Source organism: Croceitalea rosinachiae (assembly GCF_031846445.1).
GTDB lineage: Bacteria > Bacteroidota > Bacteroidia > Flavobacteriales > Flavobacteriaceae > Croceitalea > Croceitalea rosinachiae.
On record NZ_JAVRHR010000006.1, the window covers coordinates 25,362 to 44,358 of the forward strand.

At 34.3% G+C, this 18,997-nt stretch carries 19 protein-coding genes; 4 read left to right on the top strand and 15 right to left on the bottom strand.

Annotated features, from left to right (window positions below; translation table 11 throughout):
* Genes RM706_RS15790 through RM706_RS15820 form a run of 7 tightly spaced genes read right to left on the bottom strand, consistent with a single transcriptional unit; the run spans nucleotide 1 to nucleotide 6,733 of the window.
* On the bottom strand, nucleotides 1-345 hold the full coding sequence (locus tag RM706_RS15790) for a transmembrane 220 family protein (protein WP_311353235.1): 345 nt from the start codon (nucleotides 343-345) through the stop codon (nucleotides 1-3).
* Nucleotides 342-1,742: an alkaline phosphatase family protein gene (locus tag RM706_RS15795; RefSeq protein ID WP_311353236.1), complete on the bottom strand. Its 1,401-nt coding sequence runs from the start codon at nucleotides 1,740-1,742 to the stop codon at nucleotides 342-344. The genes RM706_RS15790 and RM706_RS15795 overlap by 4 nt, the downstream gene beginning before the upstream one ends.
* Nucleotides 1,718-2,911: a metabolite traffic protein EboE gene (gene eboE, locus RM706_RS15800; protein ID WP_311353237.1), complete on the bottom strand. Its 1,194-nt coding sequence runs from the start codon at nucleotides 2,909-2,911 to the stop codon at nucleotides 1,718-1,720. The genes RM706_RS15795 and eboE overlap by 25 nt, the downstream gene beginning before the upstream one ends.
* Before the next feature lies 1 nt (nucleotide 2,912).
* Nucleotides 2,913-4,076, bottom strand: a complete 1,164-nt coding sequence (locus RM706_RS15805) for a 3-dehydroquinate synthase (protein WP_311353238.1) — start codon at nucleotides 4,074-4,076, stop codon at nucleotides 2,913-2,915.
* Between the two features lie 10 nt (nucleotides 4,077-4,086).
* Nucleotides 4,087-4,971 carry a UbiA-like protein EboC gene (gene eboC / locus RM706_RS15810; RefSeq protein WP_311353239.1) on the bottom strand — a complete coding sequence of 295 codons (885 nt, stop codon included), beginning with the start codon at nucleotides 4,969-4,971 and terminating at the stop codon, nucleotides 4,087-4,089.
* Nucleotides 4,971-5,879 (bottom strand): TatD family hydrolase, encoded by a 909-nt coding sequence (locus RM706_RS15815; protein ID WP_311353240.1) that lies wholly within the window; start codon nucleotides 5,877-5,879, stop codon nucleotides 4,971-4,973. The genes eboC and RM706_RS15815 overlap by 1 nt, the downstream gene beginning before the upstream one ends.
* Before the next feature lie 2 nt (nucleotides 5,880-5,881).
* Entirely contained in the window at nucleotides 5,882-6,733 is an 852-nt protein-coding gene (locus tag RM706_RS15820; protein ID WP_311353241.1) for an EboA domain-containing protein, read from the bottom strand.
* Nucleotides 6,734-6,847: 114 nt separating this feature from the next.
* Here RM706_RS15820 and RM706_RS15825 point away from each other — a divergent pair, with 114 nt between their 5' ends.
* Nucleotides 6,848-7,429, top strand: a complete 582-nt coding sequence (locus RM706_RS15825; RefSeq protein WP_311353242.1) for a MiaE family protein — start codon at nucleotides 6,848-6,850, stop codon at nucleotides 7,427-7,429.
* 3 nt (nucleotides 7,430-7,432) lie between these two features.
* Here RM706_RS15825 and ppk1 read toward each other — a convergent pair whose 3' ends face one another.
* Genes ppk1 through RM706_RS15845 form a run of 4 tightly spaced genes read right to left on the bottom strand, consistent with a single transcriptional unit; the run spans nucleotide 7,433 to nucleotide 11,620 of the window.
* On the bottom strand, nucleotides 7,433-9,511 hold the full coding sequence (gene ppk1, locus RM706_RS15830; protein ID WP_311353243.1) for a polyphosphate kinase 1: 2,079 nt from the start codon (nucleotides 9,509-9,511) through the stop codon (nucleotides 7,433-7,435).
* Nucleotides 9,512-9,514: 3 nt separating this feature from the next.
* Nucleotides 9,515-10,000, bottom strand: coding sequence for a SixA phosphatase family protein (locus tag RM706_RS15835; RefSeq protein WP_311353244.1), 486 nt, complete (start codon nucleotides 9,998-10,000; stop codon nucleotides 9,515-9,517).
* 5 nt (nucleotides 10,001-10,005) lie between these two features.
* Nucleotides 10,006-10,653 carry a pyridoxamine 5'-phosphate oxidase gene (gene pdxH, locus RM706_RS15840; protein WP_311353245.1) on the bottom strand — a complete coding sequence of 216 codons (648 nt, stop codon included), beginning with the start codon at nucleotides 10,651-10,653 and terminating at the stop codon, nucleotides 10,006-10,008.
* 58 nt (nucleotides 10,654-10,711) lie between these two features.
* Nucleotides 10,712-11,620 carry a ribonuclease Z gene (locus tag RM706_RS15845; RefSeq protein WP_311353246.1) on the bottom strand — a complete coding sequence of 303 codons (909 nt, stop codon included), beginning with the start codon at nucleotides 11,618-11,620 and terminating at the stop codon, nucleotides 10,712-10,714.
* A gap of 163 nt (nucleotides 11,621-11,783) precedes the next feature.
* On the opposite strand from RM706_RS15845, the gene RM706_RS15850 reads away from it, so the two are divergent.
* The 3 genes from RM706_RS15850 (at nucleotide 11,784) to RM706_RS15860 (ending at nucleotide 14,879) form a co-directional block, all read left to right on the top strand.
* Nucleotides 11,784-12,641 (top strand): LytR/AlgR family response regulator transcription factor, encoded by an 858-nt coding sequence (locus tag RM706_RS15850; protein ID WP_311353247.1) that lies wholly within the window; start codon nucleotides 11,784-11,786, stop codon nucleotides 12,639-12,641.
* Between the two features lie 116 nt (nucleotides 12,642-12,757).
* Nucleotides 12,758-13,342, top strand: coding sequence for a hypothetical protein (locus RM706_RS15855; RefSeq protein WP_311353248.1), 585 nt, complete (start codon nucleotides 12,758-12,760; stop codon nucleotides 13,340-13,342).
* 244 nt (nucleotides 13,343-13,586) lie between these two features.
* Nucleotides 13,587-14,879, top strand: a complete 1,293-nt coding sequence (locus RM706_RS15860; RefSeq protein ID WP_311353249.1) for a M28 family peptidase — start codon at nucleotides 13,587-13,589, stop codon at nucleotides 14,877-14,879.
* 279 nt (nucleotides 14,880-15,158) lie between these two features.
* Here the strand turns inward: RM706_RS15860 and RM706_RS15865 are convergent, their stop codons facing one another.
* From RM706_RS15865 to rpsA, 4 genes are all read right to left on the bottom strand, one after another.
* The gene (locus RM706_RS15865) at nucleotides 15,159-15,491 is read right to left on the bottom strand and encodes a ribonuclease Z (protein ID WP_311353250.1); all 333 of its coding nucleotides are present in this window, start codon (nucleotides 15,489-15,491) and stop codon (nucleotides 15,159-15,161) included.
* Between the two features lie 2 nt (nucleotides 15,492-15,493).
* Nucleotides 15,494-16,420: an aspartate carbamoyltransferase catalytic subunit gene (locus RM706_RS15870; protein WP_311353251.1), complete on the bottom strand. Its 927-nt coding sequence runs from the start codon at nucleotides 16,418-16,420 to the stop codon at nucleotides 15,494-15,496.
* A 3-nt stretch (nucleotides 16,421-16,423) separates the two neighbouring features.
* Nucleotides 16,424-16,963 carry a bifunctional pyr operon transcriptional regulator/uracil phosphoribosyltransferase PyrR gene (gene pyrR / locus RM706_RS15875; RefSeq protein WP_311353252.1) on the bottom strand — a complete coding sequence of 180 codons (540 nt, stop codon included), beginning with the start codon at nucleotides 16,961-16,963 and terminating at the stop codon, nucleotides 16,424-16,426.
* A gap of 120 nt (nucleotides 16,964-17,083) precedes the next feature.
* The gene (rpsA, locus tag RM706_RS15880; RefSeq protein WP_311353253.1) at nucleotides 17,084-18,955 is read right to left on the bottom strand and encodes a 30S ribosomal protein S1; all 1,872 of its coding nucleotides are present in this window, start codon (nucleotides 18,953-18,955) and stop codon (nucleotides 17,084-17,086) included.
* Between the last annotated feature and the right edge of the window lie 42 nt (nucleotides 18,956-18,997).

The window sequence follows — 18,997 nt, forward strand, 5'->3', positions numbered from 1 at the left end:
TTAGCTTTTGCGATTCGTAATTGCGTATATCGCCATCATAATTCCGGCAATTAATAAACCTAAAGCTTCCCTGCCCCGCTCTATATTAATAATATCCCCTTCTCCAATGGTGACACCTTCAAATTTTTGAGGCCATGTATAAATTGTTAAACCTAGATAAAAAACTGTCAAAATAATAGCCCACATTACACGAAGTTTACCAAGACCAAATAATAATGAGGCTAGTGCTGCCAAACCATAAATGGCATACCATTTAACGGCATCGGGATCATTGTACTGCACTGCTGCGGCATAAACAAATAAAGCAGTAAAAATGAAAGCTAAAATCTTCAAAAACTTTTTCATTTTGGATGGTTTAAAAGTTGTTCTAAAATTTGGAAAACGTCAATGGCCTTAATCTCTTCTTTGCCATTATATTTTTTATTATTTGAAATAAAAATAGGGTAATCTTCTTTATCATCTGGAATGCGTCCATGTGAGCCCTTTATCAAATCAGCATTTAAAGGAATGATATCCATAACGGTTCTAAACCCTAGTTTCTTCTTTAAAAGCTTATAAAGCACTTTAAATAGTACTAACTTATCTTTTGGGTCTGTTAACATTTCAACTGGGTCATAACCTGGTTTCTTATGTATATCGACCATACGTGCAAAATCGGGTGCTTTCTGATCATCGTTCCAAAAATAATACGTAAACCAAGAGTCAGCATCTGCTATTGCCACAAGGTCGCCCGTTCGTTCATGGTTTAAATCAATTTGATTTATTTCTGATTTTTCGAAAACCGTTTCTATACCATTGATGGTTTCTAGAATTGATTTAACTCCTTCAATTTTTGATTTATCTTTCACATAAATATGACTTATCTGATGATCAGCAACCGCAAAAGCTTCGCTTGCACCGGCATCAAGCAGCTCAAGTCCTCTTTCTTCCCTAATCTTCAAATACCCGTTCTTTCGCAATACCCGATTCAAATGAATTGGATTATTTACATCTGTTATACCGTATTCAGAAAGCAATACAACTTGAGAACTTTTAGATTCAAAGTAGATCACTAAATCTTTGACCACAGTATCAATCTCATTCAAGTCCTTGGAAATCAAATCAAAATCATTACCATATCGTTGTAAATTGTAATCTAAGTGCGGCAAATAAACCAGCGTTAAGGTTGAATCATGCAGTTTATCTGTTTCTATAGTAGCATCAGCAATCCATTGGCTTGATTTGATTGAGGTTTTTGGCCCCCAAAAATTAAATAGTGGAAAAGTGCCTAATTTGTTTTGTAAAGTATCTCGTAAATCGGCTGGGTGAGAATACACATCGGGTATCTTGCGTCCATCAGCTAAGTAATTTGGTCTTGGGGTGACACTGAAATCAACAGTGGAATACATGTTGTACCACCAAAACATATTTGAGCATGTAAAATTTGAGTCTTTTTGTTTGAGTTTTTCCCAAAGTTTTGGAGCTTGTACAAGCTTGTTTGATTGCTTCCAAAATTTAACCTCGCATTCGTACTTATAATACCATCCATTAGCTACGATACCATGTTCAGAAGGCCACTTTCCGGTTAAATATGTACTTTGGGCTGTACAAGTGACGGCAGGTAGAACCGGTTTGATAAGACTATGTTTGCCTTTTTCCAAAAATGATTTGATGAAAGGGGTATGCTCCCCAATTAAACGGTTTGTTAACCCTACAACATTAATGACTACGGTTTTCCTCATATCAGCTGGTTTTTCAGCCATTTAATTTCTCGTATAATTGACTCCGAAAGGGGTCTTTTTAATTCTTTAGGTAAAACATCCCACGTATAAGTTTCAATCTCTAAATGTTCACATATGTTATTTTGAAGTAGATAAGAAATCACTTTTAAAATTTGATCTTGGGTGGAGTATAAATTTGAAAATTTCTCGAGAAAAATAGGCACATGAAAATGTGCTCTCAACTCGTTGGCACTCTTTCTATTGTCCAAAACTAACGGTAAATCTTGGTAGGTCACTACCTTGCCATCTATTAGTTCAGTAACTTGATGCAAATAGGTAGGCTCGTTAAATTTTTCTAATGACTCCCAAATTTCACGCTGTTCAGAATCACAAAAAAGTATTTTTAACGCCGCACTAATTTGAATTTTTCCAATTCTTATACCATTCGTTCTAAATTTAGCGAACGAGTCTTGAGGTTCTTCATAGGCCAGTGCAAAATGGCAAACATCATAACATACGGTCAAGTATCTTTTAATTAATATTGTAGCTTTTTCATCACTAAAACCATATTCTTTCTTAAACTTTTTTATGCCTTTCGGAATCAAGTGATTATTGAAGAAGTCAAGGACCTCTTCACTATTTTCAATAATTCCATCTGGTTCAGGCTCAATATCAAGATGCAGGTAATTACCTGTTTTTTCTTCAATTTGAAACAGTTGCATAGCTACTGTTAGCATATTTTCAGCACCAATCTCTTTTGCTTTTATAAGCTCAGATTCACTATTAAACCAGTGCTTGTAGGATACAGGAGAAGTAGAAATTCCACCGGAAATACCCGTAGGCAGTAGGTAATTTAATTGTTTAAATAATCGAGAAGTATATTCCAATCTTTCGTGGGTTGTCCAATCTGGTTGGTGCACTTTGTCTTTTACCCTTTCACCATGAAAATTTCCATAGGGAAAACCGTTCATGGTAAAAACATATACATCATTTGCTTGCAACCAATCCTTAAAATCATATAAAACACTTTCTAAGCCCAATTCTTCACTAGCCTTGTTAGAAAGGCGAAGTCCAATACCTAATTTTTTGCTCCCCGCAACTTCTTTTTTTACTCCTGGAATATACTTCTTCAAACTTTCAAAAGTAGTTTCCCAGTCCTCTCCAGGATGAATATTGGTACAATATGTAAGGTGAAAATCTTTAATCAACATGTTAAGAAAATAATTGTTGTTCTATGCTCCTTAAAGCTATAGCTTGTTGCATTCTTTCCTTATCAATTTGATGCACATCATGCTTTTTCCCAATTCCTGAAATTAGCGTGATGGTCAATCGACCTCCCAAATGCTCCCTAAATTCTTCGATTCCTTTTAAAAGTTTATCAACAGTTTTAGTATTTGAAATAGGCAGTGCTAAATCAAAACCAACAGTATAAAATACTTCTAAAATTTGGTTTAAAGTTTGTTCATCAATTAGTCCAATCAAATAAGAATAGGTAACATCTAATGCGATTCCCTTGGCTACAGCTTCACCATGGCGAAGCTCGTAGTTTGTCATTTGCTCTAGTTTATGAGCCGCCCAGTGGCCAAAATCCAATGGTCTTGAAGATCCATTTTCAAAAGGATCACCGCCCTGGCTGATGTGGTGCATATGTATTTCGGCACATTTATAAATCAAAGGTGCCATGGCTTGCATTTTTCTATCTGATAGCTGCTTCGCGTTATTTTGAATAAATTCAAAAAAATCTGCATCTTTAATCAATGCCACTTTTAATGCTTCAGCAACACCAGAAATCCAATCTCTTTGATCTAATGTTTTTAAAAAATCGAAATCATTAATAATCGCATAGGGTACTGTAAACGTTCCTATAAAATTCTTCTTTTCAAAAGCATTCACACTATTCTTAACTCCAACTGCCGCGTCATTTTGAGCCAAAACTGTAGTAGGTACACGAATTAACTTTACTCCCCTATGAGCTGTAGCTGCTGCATAACCCACCATGTCTATGACAGCGCCACCGCCAATAACGATAACAAAAGAATGCCTACAAATACTTTTTTCATTAATTGATTTCCAAATACGTTCGACATTGGCTTGCTTGTTTTTACTAGCTTCACCGCCAACTACTTTTATTATCTCTTTTAAATCTATATGGGCATTATGTGCTAAAGTATAGCTACTAATATCATCTAATAAGTTACTGTTAGCATCAGAGACATTTTTATCAACTACTATAATCAGCTTTACCTGACCATCATTCTGATACTCTCTTATAAGATTTATAAAGAAAGGGTTTGACAATTCAAAAAGACCATTTGTAAAGTGCAACTTATAATTGAAGTTCACCGAAAAAGTCTGCGATATTGAAGTAAGGTTCATAATCCTAAAATTAGGTAACTGCAAATGCTTTAGATAGCAAAATAGAAATAGGCAGTAATAAAAGTATTAAAACTCCAATTAATATATTAGAAAAAGGTACGGCTATTGCAGCATCTAGCAAGATGATAGAGATTACTCCAGCTTTGACCGCTTTTTTAATATTGATAGGTGTGTTTTCGTGAAATGCCCTGAACAAAGGTATTCCTATAGCCAAAACAAAAAGTACCAAAAATACATAACTATATATTGCTAATGATAACAAAGCGTTATTAAAATACATCAGTAAGAAAACTACAACCGCATATAATATTCCTGCTAATACAATATTTCTTTTATTCTTACCATGTACTTCACCTTGACTTACCCTGGTTATAGCTGCAATGTAGATTACTGGGATAATGATATACTCTAGCTTATCAAAATTACCAAACACCGAAATACCCATTAAGAGGTTGCAACCTCTACAAAGTCCCATATTAAGTGGGCCTAAAAAAGGATGGTTTTTTGAAAAAGCATCGTAAGTTAAAATCAATACTGCCAAGATCAGTGCGACAAGACCACTTTCTATGGTACTCAAAAAGGCCCCTCCAACACCTAATAATAAAAGGCAAAATCCAAATAATCTAGCATCTTGCAGTTTAATCAAACCGCTAGATATAGGTCTTTCTGGACGCTCTATTTTATCTATTTCTACATCAAAAACATCATTCAAAACAACACCACCTGCATAAAGAAATATTGAGGCGAAAACTAAAAGCCAGCCACTTGAATTAAATAAACTAATTTGATTAACAAAAAAACCAGCAATGGCAAGACCCGCTAAAACATCTGCAGCGGCCGTAGGTAAATTAGCTGGGCGGCATAGTTGTAAATAGCCTCTTATTTTGGGGTTCATTATACTATTCTATCATTCTCGACTTTTGGTTCTTGACCTCTAAGCACGCTATTATCATTAAAAAGTTGTCTTTGATCTACTCCACGAGCATTATTCCAGTGTTCTTCTTTAATTTTACCAGATTTGCCAAAAACATCTAGGGCATTTTGATAACAGGTTTTAACAACATCTTTTTTATCGACTCCACTTCTGAGCATTAGACCTGCTGTTTTCGGAACGGCAAGAGGGTCACTAACTCCCCAATCTGCTGAACTGTCTACTATTATATTTGTACTACCATACTTTTTCACAACGGCCACCATTCTTTCATTGCCCATTTTAGTTTTTGGGTAAATAGTAAACGCCGCTATAAAACCTCTATCCAGTACTTCTTGGGCTGTTTCTTCATTATTATGGTCTATTATTACATTACTAGGGTCAAGCCCGTGCTCTAAGCAAACTTCCATGCTTTTAATGGTACCGGCCTTTTTATCGCGATGGGGAGTATGAACCTGCACCATCATATTAAATTCTTTAGCAAGTTCTAATTGCTCTCGAAAGTACTTGTCTTCTGCTGGCGTTTGGTCGTCATATCCTATTTCGCCAACCGCTACTACATTTTCTTTGTGCAAATAAAGAGGGAGAAGCTCCATTACCCGTTCTGCAAGTGCCTCATTATTGGCCTCTTTTGAGTTCAACCCAATTGTACAATAATGCTTGATACCAAATTGACTTGCCCTAAAAGGTTCCCAACCAACCAAACTATTAAAGTAATCTTGAAAAGAACCTACTTGGGTTCTAGGTTGACCCAACCAAAATGAAGGCTCTATAACTGCAACAACACCAGCTTTAGCCATAGCTTCATAATCATCTGTTGTTCTTGCGCTCATATGTACATGAGGATCAATAAATTGTAATTTTTCTCCCATAATCAATTTTTTAAATTTTCCCAGCTAATCACATTAGATCTTACTTTTTCCACCAAATCATCTGGAAAATCATTAAGTATTTTTTTTCCTGTTTCTAAGTCCGAATTATAACAAACCAAAGCCCCAGCTTTAACTTCATTTTCATTATCACTATTCAAAAGTCGGTTTACATCGCTAATTAATTTTCCTTCTAAAAAATTTGACGTTGGCCGCCAAAATAGAGGGTCTATATTACGTGATGCAGCCCATCTTTCATGGGCATAATCTGAAATGATTCTTGCCAATTGCTTATTGGCCCGTTTGTCGACAGCCATGATTTTACCCAAATCTAATTGCATAAATGCGGCTTTTAAATACATTTGATTCCACTCTTGGTCTGTAAAATATTCTGCCGGATACGGGTTATTCATAGCAATAGCTTCAAAAACTGAACTTATGTTTGTTCTTAAAGCTTCAACAGCTGCAAAATGATAATTTTCTGAGTTAGGCAATAACACTAGATATTTAAGAAACGTTTCTAGCTCGCCTGTGTCGGCAACTTGAATTAAATTCTGAATCTTAGGCATAAAAAAAGATTCTTCTTCAATTAAAACTTTACTAAGGAGAAAGATTCTTGCAACTTGGATTAAACTAGGCTTTTGTTGTACCAAAAAACTGTTAATCGGATTTCTTAAATTTTCTATTATTAATCCTCTTGGAAACTTCGTACCTATTAAACTATAAGTCAAATATAGTTGTCTTGCAGATTTTTGAGTTAGAATTAACTCTAGCTTTTCATCTAACCACGATTTTATTTTGGGTTCACTATTGTCTGTAAGTGTAGCTTCCAAAATACTAGTAATGTCACTTCTCATTAAATCTATATTCTTTTAATAAATGTGAACTATACAAAGATAACTATGTACTTACGGTAATATTATATTTTCTTACAATAGTTATAATATCTTTGATTACAATTATTCACAAAAATGCTCGGATTAAAATTACCAACAGACCCTAGATGGGTAAACATCGTCGAAAAAAATATTGATGAAATATTGACCGATCATGCCTATTGCGAACAAAAGGCCGCCAGCACTGCTATCTCCCTTATTGTTTCTTTTCCTGAATATACAGATTTGATAAAAGAAATGATTGCCCTTTCAAGAGAAGAGATGGGACATTTTAAAATGGTACATGATATAATTCTTGAACGAGGAAAGACCTTAGGTAGAGATCGTAAAGACTACTATGTGATTGAGTTATTGAAATTTTTTCCAAAAGGTGGAAGTCGAACTACACAGTTGGTTCATCGTTTACTATATGCAGCATTAATTGAAGCCAGAAGTTGCGAACGTTTTAGATTACTTTCTGAACAGCTTGAAGATAAAGAATTAGCTCAATTCTATCATAAACTAATGATAAGTGAAGCCAGTCACTATACCATGTTTTTAAATTTTGCAAGACAATACGGTGATAGAACAGAGGTTGATAAAAAATGGAAAAACCTATTAGCCTATGAAGCGGGAATCATGAAAAACCTTAGTAAAAAGGAAATGATTCACGGTTAAAACCTAACTTTCAGCCTTTTTTAGATAATAATCGTATAAAGCAAACTGAGAACGAGATTTAGGTAGCGAATCATCTTTGTACGCATTATCATGCTTGGCGGAAAACACTCTAGCCTTAATATTATCATTCCAAGAAATTTCAAAAGTATCTAATATCTCTTGTTTAATTTCATCATTGTAAATAGGACAGCCTACTTCTACTCTATAGTCTAAATTTCGAGTCATCCAATCCGCCGATGATATATAGATTTTAGGATTGCCTTCATTCCCAAAAATAAATACCCTAGGATGCTCTAGAAATTTATCAACGACACTAATTGCTTCAATATTCTCACTCATTCCTGTAACTCCTGGAATCAAACAACATATGCCCCTAATAATCAATTGCACCTTTACTCCTGCCCTACTAGCCTCATATAATTTGTCTACCATTTTATATGAAGTGAAACTGTTCATCTTTATTTTAATGAAAGCTTCTTTACCAACCAACGCATTTGCTATTTCATTGTCTATTAACTTAATGAACACATTCTTCGTGTAATGGGGTGATACAATTAAATGTTTGTACTTATTTATTTTGTAGGGTACTTCAAAAAAATCAAAAATTTTATTGACTTCTTTTAAAATGGCATCATGCGCAGTAAATAAAGTATAATCGGTATAAATTTTTGCAGTCGATTCGTTAAAATTACCTGTACTTATAAAACCATATCTTTTAATTCCATTCTCCTCTTCTCGTTCAATAAAGCAGACTTTAGTATGAACTTTTAAGCCTGGTATACCAAATATTAACTTTATTCCTTCTTCTTGAAATTGATTGGCATATTTGATATTAGCCTGTTCATCAAACCTCGCTTGTAATTCAATTTGAACAGTAACCTCTTTTCCATTTTTAGCCGCATTGATTAAAGCCGCTGCCACTTGAGAATTATTCGCCAAACGATAAACAGTCAATTTAATTTTTTTTACCTGAGGGTCTAGAGCTGCCTCTTTTAAAAAATTAATAACATAAGAGTAATTCTGATAAGGGGTATATATCATATAATCTCGTAATGCAACTTGCCCAATGATACTTGCATTCAAATCAAAATTTTTTACCAAAAGAGGTTGTATTCTCTTATATTGCAAATCAGCGCGGCCTAAGCTAGGGAAACCCATATAATCACGACGATTATGATATCTTCCTCCCGGTATCACGCTGTCCGTTTCTTCTATTTTCATCTTACTACGAAGAAATCGAAGCGTATTCATTTTGATTCCCTTATCATAAACAAAACGAACAGGGTCACTAATCTTTCTATGCTCGACACTAGACGATATTTTTTCAATAAAACTCTTGCTCAAATCATTGTCCATATCAAGCTCGGCATCTCTGGTGATTTTTATCATGTGGGCAGAAATGTCTTTGTATTCAAACATGGTAAAAATTTGATTCATGCTGAACCTGATTACATCATCAACCATCATGATATAATTTTTCCCATCCTTTTCTGGTAATACCACAAACCGATCCAATCGCTTTGGAATCTCAATTAATGCATATTGTATCCCAGAGTCTGTAAACTTTATTTTGGCATCTTGATGCAGAACCATTCGAACAGCCAAATAAGCTGCCGTATCTTTAAGAGTAGGAAATTCAGCAAGATTATTAAGTATTATGGTAATAAGTTCAGGATTCACATTTTGCAAAAAATAATCTTTGACAAAATCTGCTTGATCTTCGCCTACTTGAGTTTCATCAATAATAAAAATTTGCTCCGTTGCAAGTTCACGCTCAATCTGTTTAAGAACTCTTCCACTTTTAGACTGCAACTGAATTACATTTTTAGTGATTTCTTCCAACAAATCTTTTGCAGTTTCACCTCCCAAAACACTTTTACCTGACTTACCAGCGTCAACTATGCGCTTAACGGTAGCATAACGCACTTTAAAAAATTCATCAAGGTTATTACTAAAGATGCCTAAAAAGCGTAATCTTTCAATTAAGGGTACATCTTTATCCGCGCTTTCTTGAAGTACACGGTCATTAAAATGTAACCAACTTATCTCTCTATTTAAATACTCATTCTTAGGTTTTGTCATTTACTATTTTAAATCTTTTGGGAAAATTGTTATAAGCGTAGTACCCTTAGTTATATTATTCCAATTCGTCACGTCAAATTTAATTTGCACCAGCCCGGATGTTGGAACATTTTCAATATAGTCATCTCCAAGCGTATTCACAAGTGTTGTGAAGGCGTAATTATGACCAAAAATCATAATTGAATCAAGATTGTTATCCAAACTTTTTAAAAACTTTAAAACACTTTCGCCCGAAAAATCATAAAGTGCTTCAACAACTTTAAGAAAGTCAAGGTTATGTTCAAGAATTCTTGTGAAAATGATACTAGTGTGCAAGGCTCTGTTGGCTGGACTGGAATACGCAAAATCAGATTTGTTATTTAAGTTTTTGAATTTTTTGGCTACCAATTTCGCATCATTGATTCCTCGCTCTTTCAGTGGTCTGTCTTTATCACTAACTTGATATTCCCATGATGACTTACCATGCCTAATGAATGTTATTGTTTTCATGATAATTAAGGTTGTAGCCTTTCAATTTTCCAGTTATAATCTTCTTCCAGAGAATAACGTATTCTATCATGTAGCCTATTGGGTCTACCTTGCCAAAACTCAATAGAAATGGGTCTTACCAAATATCCTCCCCAATGTTTTGGCCTTTCCAATTCTTTTCCATCCAGTTCCTTTTCTAATTGTTGCAAATTGCCTTCAAGTAATTCTCGTGAAGCAATCACATCACTTTGCTCAGAGACAATAGCCCCCAATTGACTTCCTCTAGGTCTTGACTCAAAATAACCATCGGAAAGGTTTTCAGCAATCTTTTCAGCATTTCCTTTTATGATAACCTGACGCTCAAGATTTGACCAAAAAAAAGACAAACAAACCGAGGGGTTTTTCATGATAGCCTTTCCTTTTTCACTCCTATAATTAGTATAGAAAATGAAGCCTTCATGTGTGTATTTCTTCATCAAAACCACACGGTTTTTAGGGAACCCGTCCAAACCAATAGTAGAAATCGTCATAGCATTAGGTTCATCTGAGCCACCTGCAGATTCTACTTCATAAAACCATTTTTGAAATTGTTCAAGTGGATTTTCTAATATTGCACCTTCTATAAGTATGCTTTTTTCGTATGATTTTCTATAATTGCTCAGGTCTTTTTGCATGGTATAACAAATTTCAACAAAAGAAATCAGAAGTTAAAATTTGCATTCATTTAGTTGCTCACCAAATTTCAAAACATTCGCCGTCATCCGCTAAAAGAACATTCTCAAATACTTGTTGTGCTTCTTCCTTAAATGAATCTAAGGATTTATAGCGCGTAGAATAATGTCCCAACACCAATTGACCTACACTCGCCTTTTTTGCAATTGTGGCCGCCTGTTTTGCAGTAGTATGTTTGGTTTTGGCACAAAGATGCTGCTCAGTCTCTAAAAATGTAGCTTCATGGTACAACAAATCCACATTCTTGATTTGAGGTATAATATCTTCTTTGTAAGCAGTATCGCTACAAAAAGCATAGCTTTTGGTTTTAGGCGGATCAAATGTAAGCTTTGAGTTAGCAACAGTCAATCTATCATCGACAATGACATCTTTTCCACTTTTAATATTATTAAATTGACTTTTATCAATTTTATATTTCGCAACAGCTTCAATATTCAGTGTTCTGGGCGATGGTTTTTCACGAAATAGAAATCCGTTTGTATATACCCTATGATTAAGCGGAATGGTATGGACCGTAACGTTATCATCTTCATAGATTAACTCTGATTCCTTTGAAATTAATTCGTGAAAAAACAATTTGTAGTTTGTCCAAGAATCACCAAGTTTTAGCAACAATGTAATTGCTTCTTTAATACCTTTTGGACCATAAATATGTAAATCAGCTTCTCTACCCAACAAACGAAATGTAGAAATCAAGCCAGGCAGACCAAAAAAATGGTCTCCATGAAGATGTGAAATGAAAATATGTTTTATTCTTGAAAACTTTACTTTGCTCTTTCTCAATTGAACTTGTGTGCCTTCGCCACAATCAACTAAAAATAAATGATTCTTGATTTCAAGAACCTGAGCGGTTGGATTGTTTAGTTTTCGGGGAGTAGCGGAATAACAACCAAGTATAGTAAGCTTCATTGACGGTAGAGTGAAAACAAAAATAGGAGAAATCTTTTTTCAAAAATCCATAAAATTTAGATTTACTCATTAAACATAAAATTTAAGAGATAATAAAGCCTTGTAAATTCTATATCATATTTTGTTTCTCTAATTTAGAAATCGATTTTAAACAAAAATACTCTTGAAAGTTAATCTAAGAATAAGCATTATTGCTTTCCTTTATTTTGCAGCGTTAATTGCTTTTGAAACTGGGCAACAACACTTTTATATAAATCGATTTAATTTACCGGGCAATGACGAAGTATCTTTTTGGTATTTAATAAAAAATCATGCAGTTCGATGGGGAATTTGGACAATAACAGCTATCCCACTTACTAATTATGTACTTAAAAACCCCTTAAGGAGTTTTAATTTAGCTCTTTTAAAGCACTATTTTTTTTGGGTGCTTTCCACTTTAATATTTACTCTAATCGCTATAAGCCTATACCAGCTTTGGTTTGACGAAAATAATATTACCGATTTTAAAGAATATTTTTCTTTTTTTTCTTATCAAAAGGGAGCATTATTTGTAAATGCTTACATAGGGATTATTGTACTACTTACTCTTCTTCAAAATTTAAAATTATTAGATGCTACTTTTATTGAGCTTTCAGATTTAAAAAGTAATCATGAAGAATTACTTAGACAAGGTTTGGAAGATTCTACACCGCTAATTCAAATACGAATTGGTAACAATATTAAAAATGTTCTACTATCAAATGTGATATGGATTCAGTCAGATGATTATTGTGTACGGATTCACACACAGGAAGGGTCATACCATCTAAGAAAATCTATGAAAGCTATTGAGGAAGAGTTATCAGATAGAGGATTTATTAGGATTCATAGAAAATACATTGTCAATCGATTAGAAATTGATTCAATTAATTTTTCAAAAGAATCTTATGTGCAATTAAAAAATGGAATAAACCTCATCATAGCGCAAAACCGTATTCCAAAAGTTAAAGCTTACCTAAAGAAGGAAGGGTTCTCTGCATAATTGACCGTATTCCCTGCAAATACGCTAATTCCCTTTTATTAATTATGTCTCAAGCATATATATTCGCTTTAATAAATTATTTGTTCTGTTAAGATTTAATCAATTAATATTCGAATATGCTTGAACGACTTATTACTATCTCTCTTTTTGGAATACTCAGCGCAGGATTAACTGGGCAAACTACCGCCTACTCTTACGAAGTTTCAAAAGAAAACCTATTTGGCCTTCCAAATCCAGATGCTCCAGAACAACTGAAAGATTTTGCTCTTTTGATCGGGGAATGTGATTGTGAGTCGGTTAGTAGAAAAGCTAACCAAACTTGGGCGGACCCAGTGGAAATGATATGGAAATTTAAATATATAATGAACGGCACCGCCATACAGGATGAAACATTAAAAGCAGACGGGTCACATACTGGAAGTATAAGGCAGTTTAACATTGAGACGAAAAAATGGCAGGTACACTTTTATGCCACTAATAATCCTAGTAGTCCTTTAATGACATGGGAGGGTAAAAGAAATGAAAAAGGTGATATTATTCTATACCGTAACAATCCATCTCCTCAAGGTACACCAGGGTTTTATAAAATAAGTTTTTATAACATCAAAGAAACTGGATTTGATTGGCTGGGGGAATGGGTAAATCCTGAGGAAACCATTCAATACCCTCTATGGAAAATATTCTGTAAAAAAAGGGTTTAAGACATATAATTTAAACGAATCAAATAAAAAGAAACTCTTCTTTTGTCTAACTATGAATACATCATCCTATAAGTGAATTTTGATATTAAATAATATCTCAATCTCCGTCCTTTTCAGCATATGTGCAAAAGTGTAAATCAAGATTGAAACTTTTGCATTGCCTGTTTTCGGAAAATTATAGATGGCCGGTCTACGGACAAAGAAATTTCTAATATCAATGTATTTAATCATTAAAAGTTCAACGATGGTATTTACACTTAAATTTATCTTTTTTTTAGCTGTTTTAACAAATATCGGCTCTTGTACGAATGACAAGATATTTGAACCTAATACTTCAAACCTTCCATCAATAATGGATGGCAGTGCAGACCCCATTAAAAAATTGACTTCTCCTAATACAAATGTTACCATTAATAACCTACCAAAAATTGAAAATTTAGTTGTAAATGAAAACGGACAACAATTAAGTTTTAACATAATAGATGATAATGAATCTGTTGGCATAACATTATATGGGAAAAAACCTGGAGATACAGATTATGTCAATATCTCTGAATTATTTACTGGAGATATAGGAACACATATAGCAGTGGGAGCTAATAAAACCATTACATCTATAGAGCTTAACGAATATAATGAAATGGCACTCAGAGTTACGGATTTAGAAGATTTCAAATTAGATATACTTAAAACTGTTTCCGAAAATAGAATTCAGCATGATATACAACAACTGAGTGGTATAAGACATTATGCCTTACCCCAACTACTAAATCAAACAAGAAGATATATTAAGAAAGAATTTGAAAAATATCAATTGGACGCTGCTTTAATACATTCCTTTAGTTGGAATAGTATTTCGGCCGCCAATGTAGTAGGACATCATAAGGGCAATATAAATGATAACGGAACTTATATCATCTGTGCCCATTTCGATTCTGTTAGAAATACTCCAGGAGCGGATGATAATGCATCCGGAACTGCTGGGATCTTAGAAGCCATGCGGATACTCTCGCAATATGAATTTAAAAATTCCATAGCGTTTATTGGTTTTGATTTAGAAGAACAGGGTTTGATAGGAAGTAAGGAATATGTTAATGAACTTAACACAAACCACGACATATTAGGGGTGATTAACTTTGAAATGATCGGATATCCATGTCGATCTGCTATTTGTCAGGACCTGCCGCTTTCAGACACCTCTATTTACAACATAGCCCTTCCTGAATTTACAGCTTTAAGAACTAAATTTGACGCTATAGGCAATGAATATGTTCCCAAGTTAAAGATAACATCAGTGGAAGCGGATAACGATCCTAATTTTAGAAGAAGTGATCATGCCCCATTTTGGTCAGCCAATATTTCTGCTCTGTTTATTACCGATGGTGCCAATTTTCGAAATCCTCACTACCATCAAACTAGTGATACACCAGAAACTTTAGATTACAACTTCACTAAGAATATCGTAGCTACTACAGTTCTAACGGTAATGGATTTAGCCGGAATAAATAGAACTACTTCGGTCCATATAACCTTATAACATAAGTGGACCACAGAAAAGGAACAAAAGAAATCATCCTATTGAATTTATAAACCCTACCCTTAGGTTCGGAATAAACAATGCATTTGGATTAGAGGGGGTCAACGTTAGGTTTTGATCCTTACCAACAAAACAACCATACTGCACTATTAAATTCGGTGTTTCGAAGATCTGGACAAAATGATAAAGGTATGTGACGATCGGATACTGTGGAATATCAATGCAACACTTTAAAATAGATAGTAAATGTTCACTTAACTTGGATAAAACACAGAGTGTTTAAATACCTAAATCTCGCTCTATCTCTTCCATTTCAATAATATCTTTTGCCTCTTGTATAGTTGGCACCAAACAAATCTCTTCAGGCACTTCATCATAAGAAACTTTTTCTGTAACTAATACAAAAGACTTATTTGAGTTTCGATGTTTATTTGAAATTTCTAAAAATTCTAAAATATGATTTGCTTCTAACTTATCGAAAGAAAAGAGGTTTACAATAATGTTATCGTTCTCAATTTTATTGTAGGCACCGTTCAAGTTATTTAAAAATGCACTTATAGAATTAGTTTCTTGCAATACTATGGTCGTGGTTCCTTCTTTATCGAAAATCATACCTATTTAATTTTTGATGCCAATAAATAAATAACTGCCATGCGAATTGCGACACCATTCTCTACTTGATCCAAAATTATTGATTGACCGGAATCCGCAACATCACTTGTAATCTCCACTCCTCTATTTATAGGGCCCGGGTGCATAATCACAATTTCTTTGCTTATGTTATTTAAAATTTCTTTATTAATACCAAACTGTTGGGTGTACTCACGAGTAGTGGGGAAATAGCTAATATCCATTCGTTCATTCTGCACTCTGAGCATATTGGCGACATCACACCATTCTAATGCTTTTATCAAGTTAGTCTCGACTTCTACCCCTAAAGTATCGATGTATTTAGGTATTAATGTTTTAGGTCCACAGACTTTAACATGTGCCCCTTGTAACTTTAAAGCAAATATATTTGATAGGGCCACTCTAGAATGCAGTATGTCTCCGATTATGACAACATTTTTACCCCCTACATCCCCCATCCTTTCTCTTATGGAGTACGAATCTAATAACGCCTGTGTTGGGTGTTCATGAGCACCGTCACCTGCATTAATAATAGATGCTTTAACATGTTTTGATAAAAATATACCCGCCCCAGGATTCGGATGTCTCATTACAACCATATCAACCTTCATTGACAAGATATTGTTTACGGTATCAATAAGGGTCTCCCCCTTTTTAACTGAAGATTGCGAGGCTGAGAAATTAATAACGTCAGCAGATAATCTTTTCTCCGCTAACTCAAATGATAGTTTTGTTCTAGTGCTATTTTCAAAAAAAATATTGGCAATTGTAATGTCTCGTAGCGTTGGAACTTTTTTAATGGAACGATTTATAACTTCTTTAAAGTGGTCGGCTGTTTCAAAAATGAGGTCAATATCTTGTTTGTTAAGATATTTGATTCCCAATAAATGGTTAACACTCAATTCACTCATAAATTACCTACTTACTAAATAAATTACATCTTCTCCATCATTTTCCTCCCACATCACCTTCACTTTTTCATCATTAATTGCATCAACCTGTCTACCTCTATAATTGGGCTGAATGGGCAAATGTCTACTGAATCTTCTATCGATAAGTGTCAATAACTCTATCTCTAATGGTCTTCCAAAAGACTGCATTGCAGTCAATGCTGCTCTAATACTTCTACCTGTATAAAGTACATCGTCAATAAAAACCACTTTTTTATCCTCAACAATAAAATCAATTTTAGTTGCGTTTGCTTCTAATGTTTTATCGCCTCTTCTGAAATCATCTCGATAAAAGGTGATATCCAAAAAACCAAGTTTTATGTTTTTTATACCATAATCTTCATTTAAGATTTTGGTCAATCTTTTTGCCAAAAAAACACCTCTAGGCTGAATTCCGATTAAAACGGTATTGGTAAAATCAAGATGATTTTCTAATAATTGACAAGCCAAACGATGAAGTATGATGTGAATTTCTTTTGCGGAAAGCAGTACTTTTTGACTCATAGGCTCTACAACCAATGCATTGGAGCTACAAAAGTAAGGAATTCTATAAAAGCATTTGATATAAACAAAAAGCCCTTGATGAAAACATCAAGGGCTCCTAATATGATTAAATGAAAATGGTTACTTTTTCTTAGAACCTGCTTCCATTTGTTCTTTTAATGCTTGTAATTGAGAGTTTGCATCCCCTAAAGTAGGTGCTGCAGCTTCAGCAGAAGCAGCCATTTTCTTTTTGGCAGCTTTTACGTTACGCTCTTCTTGCTCTCTAAACAAGGCTGTATGACTTGCAACCACTCTTTTGAAGTCCTTGTTAAACTCAATAATCTTAAATTCAACTTCTTCTCCTTTACTGATTTTCTTACCATCCTCTTTCTCCATATGACGAGAAGGAATAAAGCCAGTAATATCATCATTAAAGACAACCGTAGCTCCTTTATCAACAATATCGGTTACCGCAGCTTTATGAATGGTGCCTTCCGCAAATTCTGTTTCGTATTTGTCCCATGGGTTTTCAGTAGTCTGCTTGTGACCAAGACTTAATTTTCTACCTTCAACATCCAATTCTAATACCTCAACTTCTAAAGTATCACTAACATTTACAAACTCAGAAGGGTGTTTGATTTTCTTAGTCCAAGAAAGGTCTGATATATAAATCAATCCATCAATACCTTCTTCCATCTCTACAAAAACACCAAAATTGGTAAAGTTTCTAACGATACCCTTATGTCTAGATCCAACTGGGTACTTAGATGTAATATCAGTCCATGGATCTGGTGTCATTTGCTTAATACCCAATGACATTTTTCTGTCTTCTCTATCTAAGGTTAAAACAACTGCTTCTACCTCATCACCAACTTTAACAAAATCTTGAGCTGATCTTAAGTGTGTTGACCAAGACATTTCCGAAACGTGAATCAAACCTTCAACACCTTCCGCAACTTCAATGAACGCACCATAATCAGCGATTACAACCACTTTGCCTTTTACTTTGTCACCAATCTTGAATTCATCGCCCAAGGCATCCCAAGGATGCTTTTCCAATTGTTTAAGTCCTAACTGGATTCTTGATTTGTTATCATCAAAATCAAGGATAACAACATTCAATTTTTGGTCTAATTCTACAACCTCATTAGGATGATTTATTCTACTCCATGAAAGATCTGTAATATGGATAAGACCATCAACGCCTCCAAGGTCAATAAAGACACCATAAGAAGTAACATTCTTAACAACACCTTCTAGTACCTGACCTTTTTCAAGCTGACCGATAATTTCTTTCTTCTGCTCTTCAATATCAGCCTCAATAAGAGCTTTATGTGATACTACGACATTTTTGAATTCATGATTAATTTTGACCACTTTAAATTCCATTGTTTTGCCAACATATTGATCATAGTCACGAATTGGTTTCACATCTATCTGGGACCCTGGTAAGAATGCTTCGATGCCAAAAACATCGACAATCATACCACCTTTAGTTCTACATTTTACAAAACCGGTTACAATTTCTTCCTTGTCATGGGCAGCGTTAACACGATCCCAAGCCATTATTGTTCTTGCCTTTCTATGAGAAAGTACTAGTTGACCAGTTTTATCTTCGCGAATATCAATAAGTACTTCTACTTTATCACCAACCTTTAAATCTGGATTGTACCTAAACTCGTTTAGAGAGATAACACCTTCAGACTTTGCATTGATATCAATAATCGCTTCGCGATCTGTCATATGTACCACATGACCCTCCACTACTTCAGCATCGGCAGTATCTACAAAATTTTCTTCAACAAGAGATTCAAATTCTTGAAGTTTGGTATCATCAACACGCTCAATACCTTCTTCATACTTGTCCCAATCAAAATTTTCTAAAAATTCTGCCGGATCTTGTTTTGGAGTTTCTTCTTTTTTGGTTTCTACTACCTCTTGAAGTGTCTCGGTAGCTTCTTGTTTAGCTTCAACAGTGTCTACTGTTTCTGCCGCTTTTTTGTCTTCAGCCATTTGCTGATTAAAATTTGTATTCTACAGTGCTACAAGAACTAA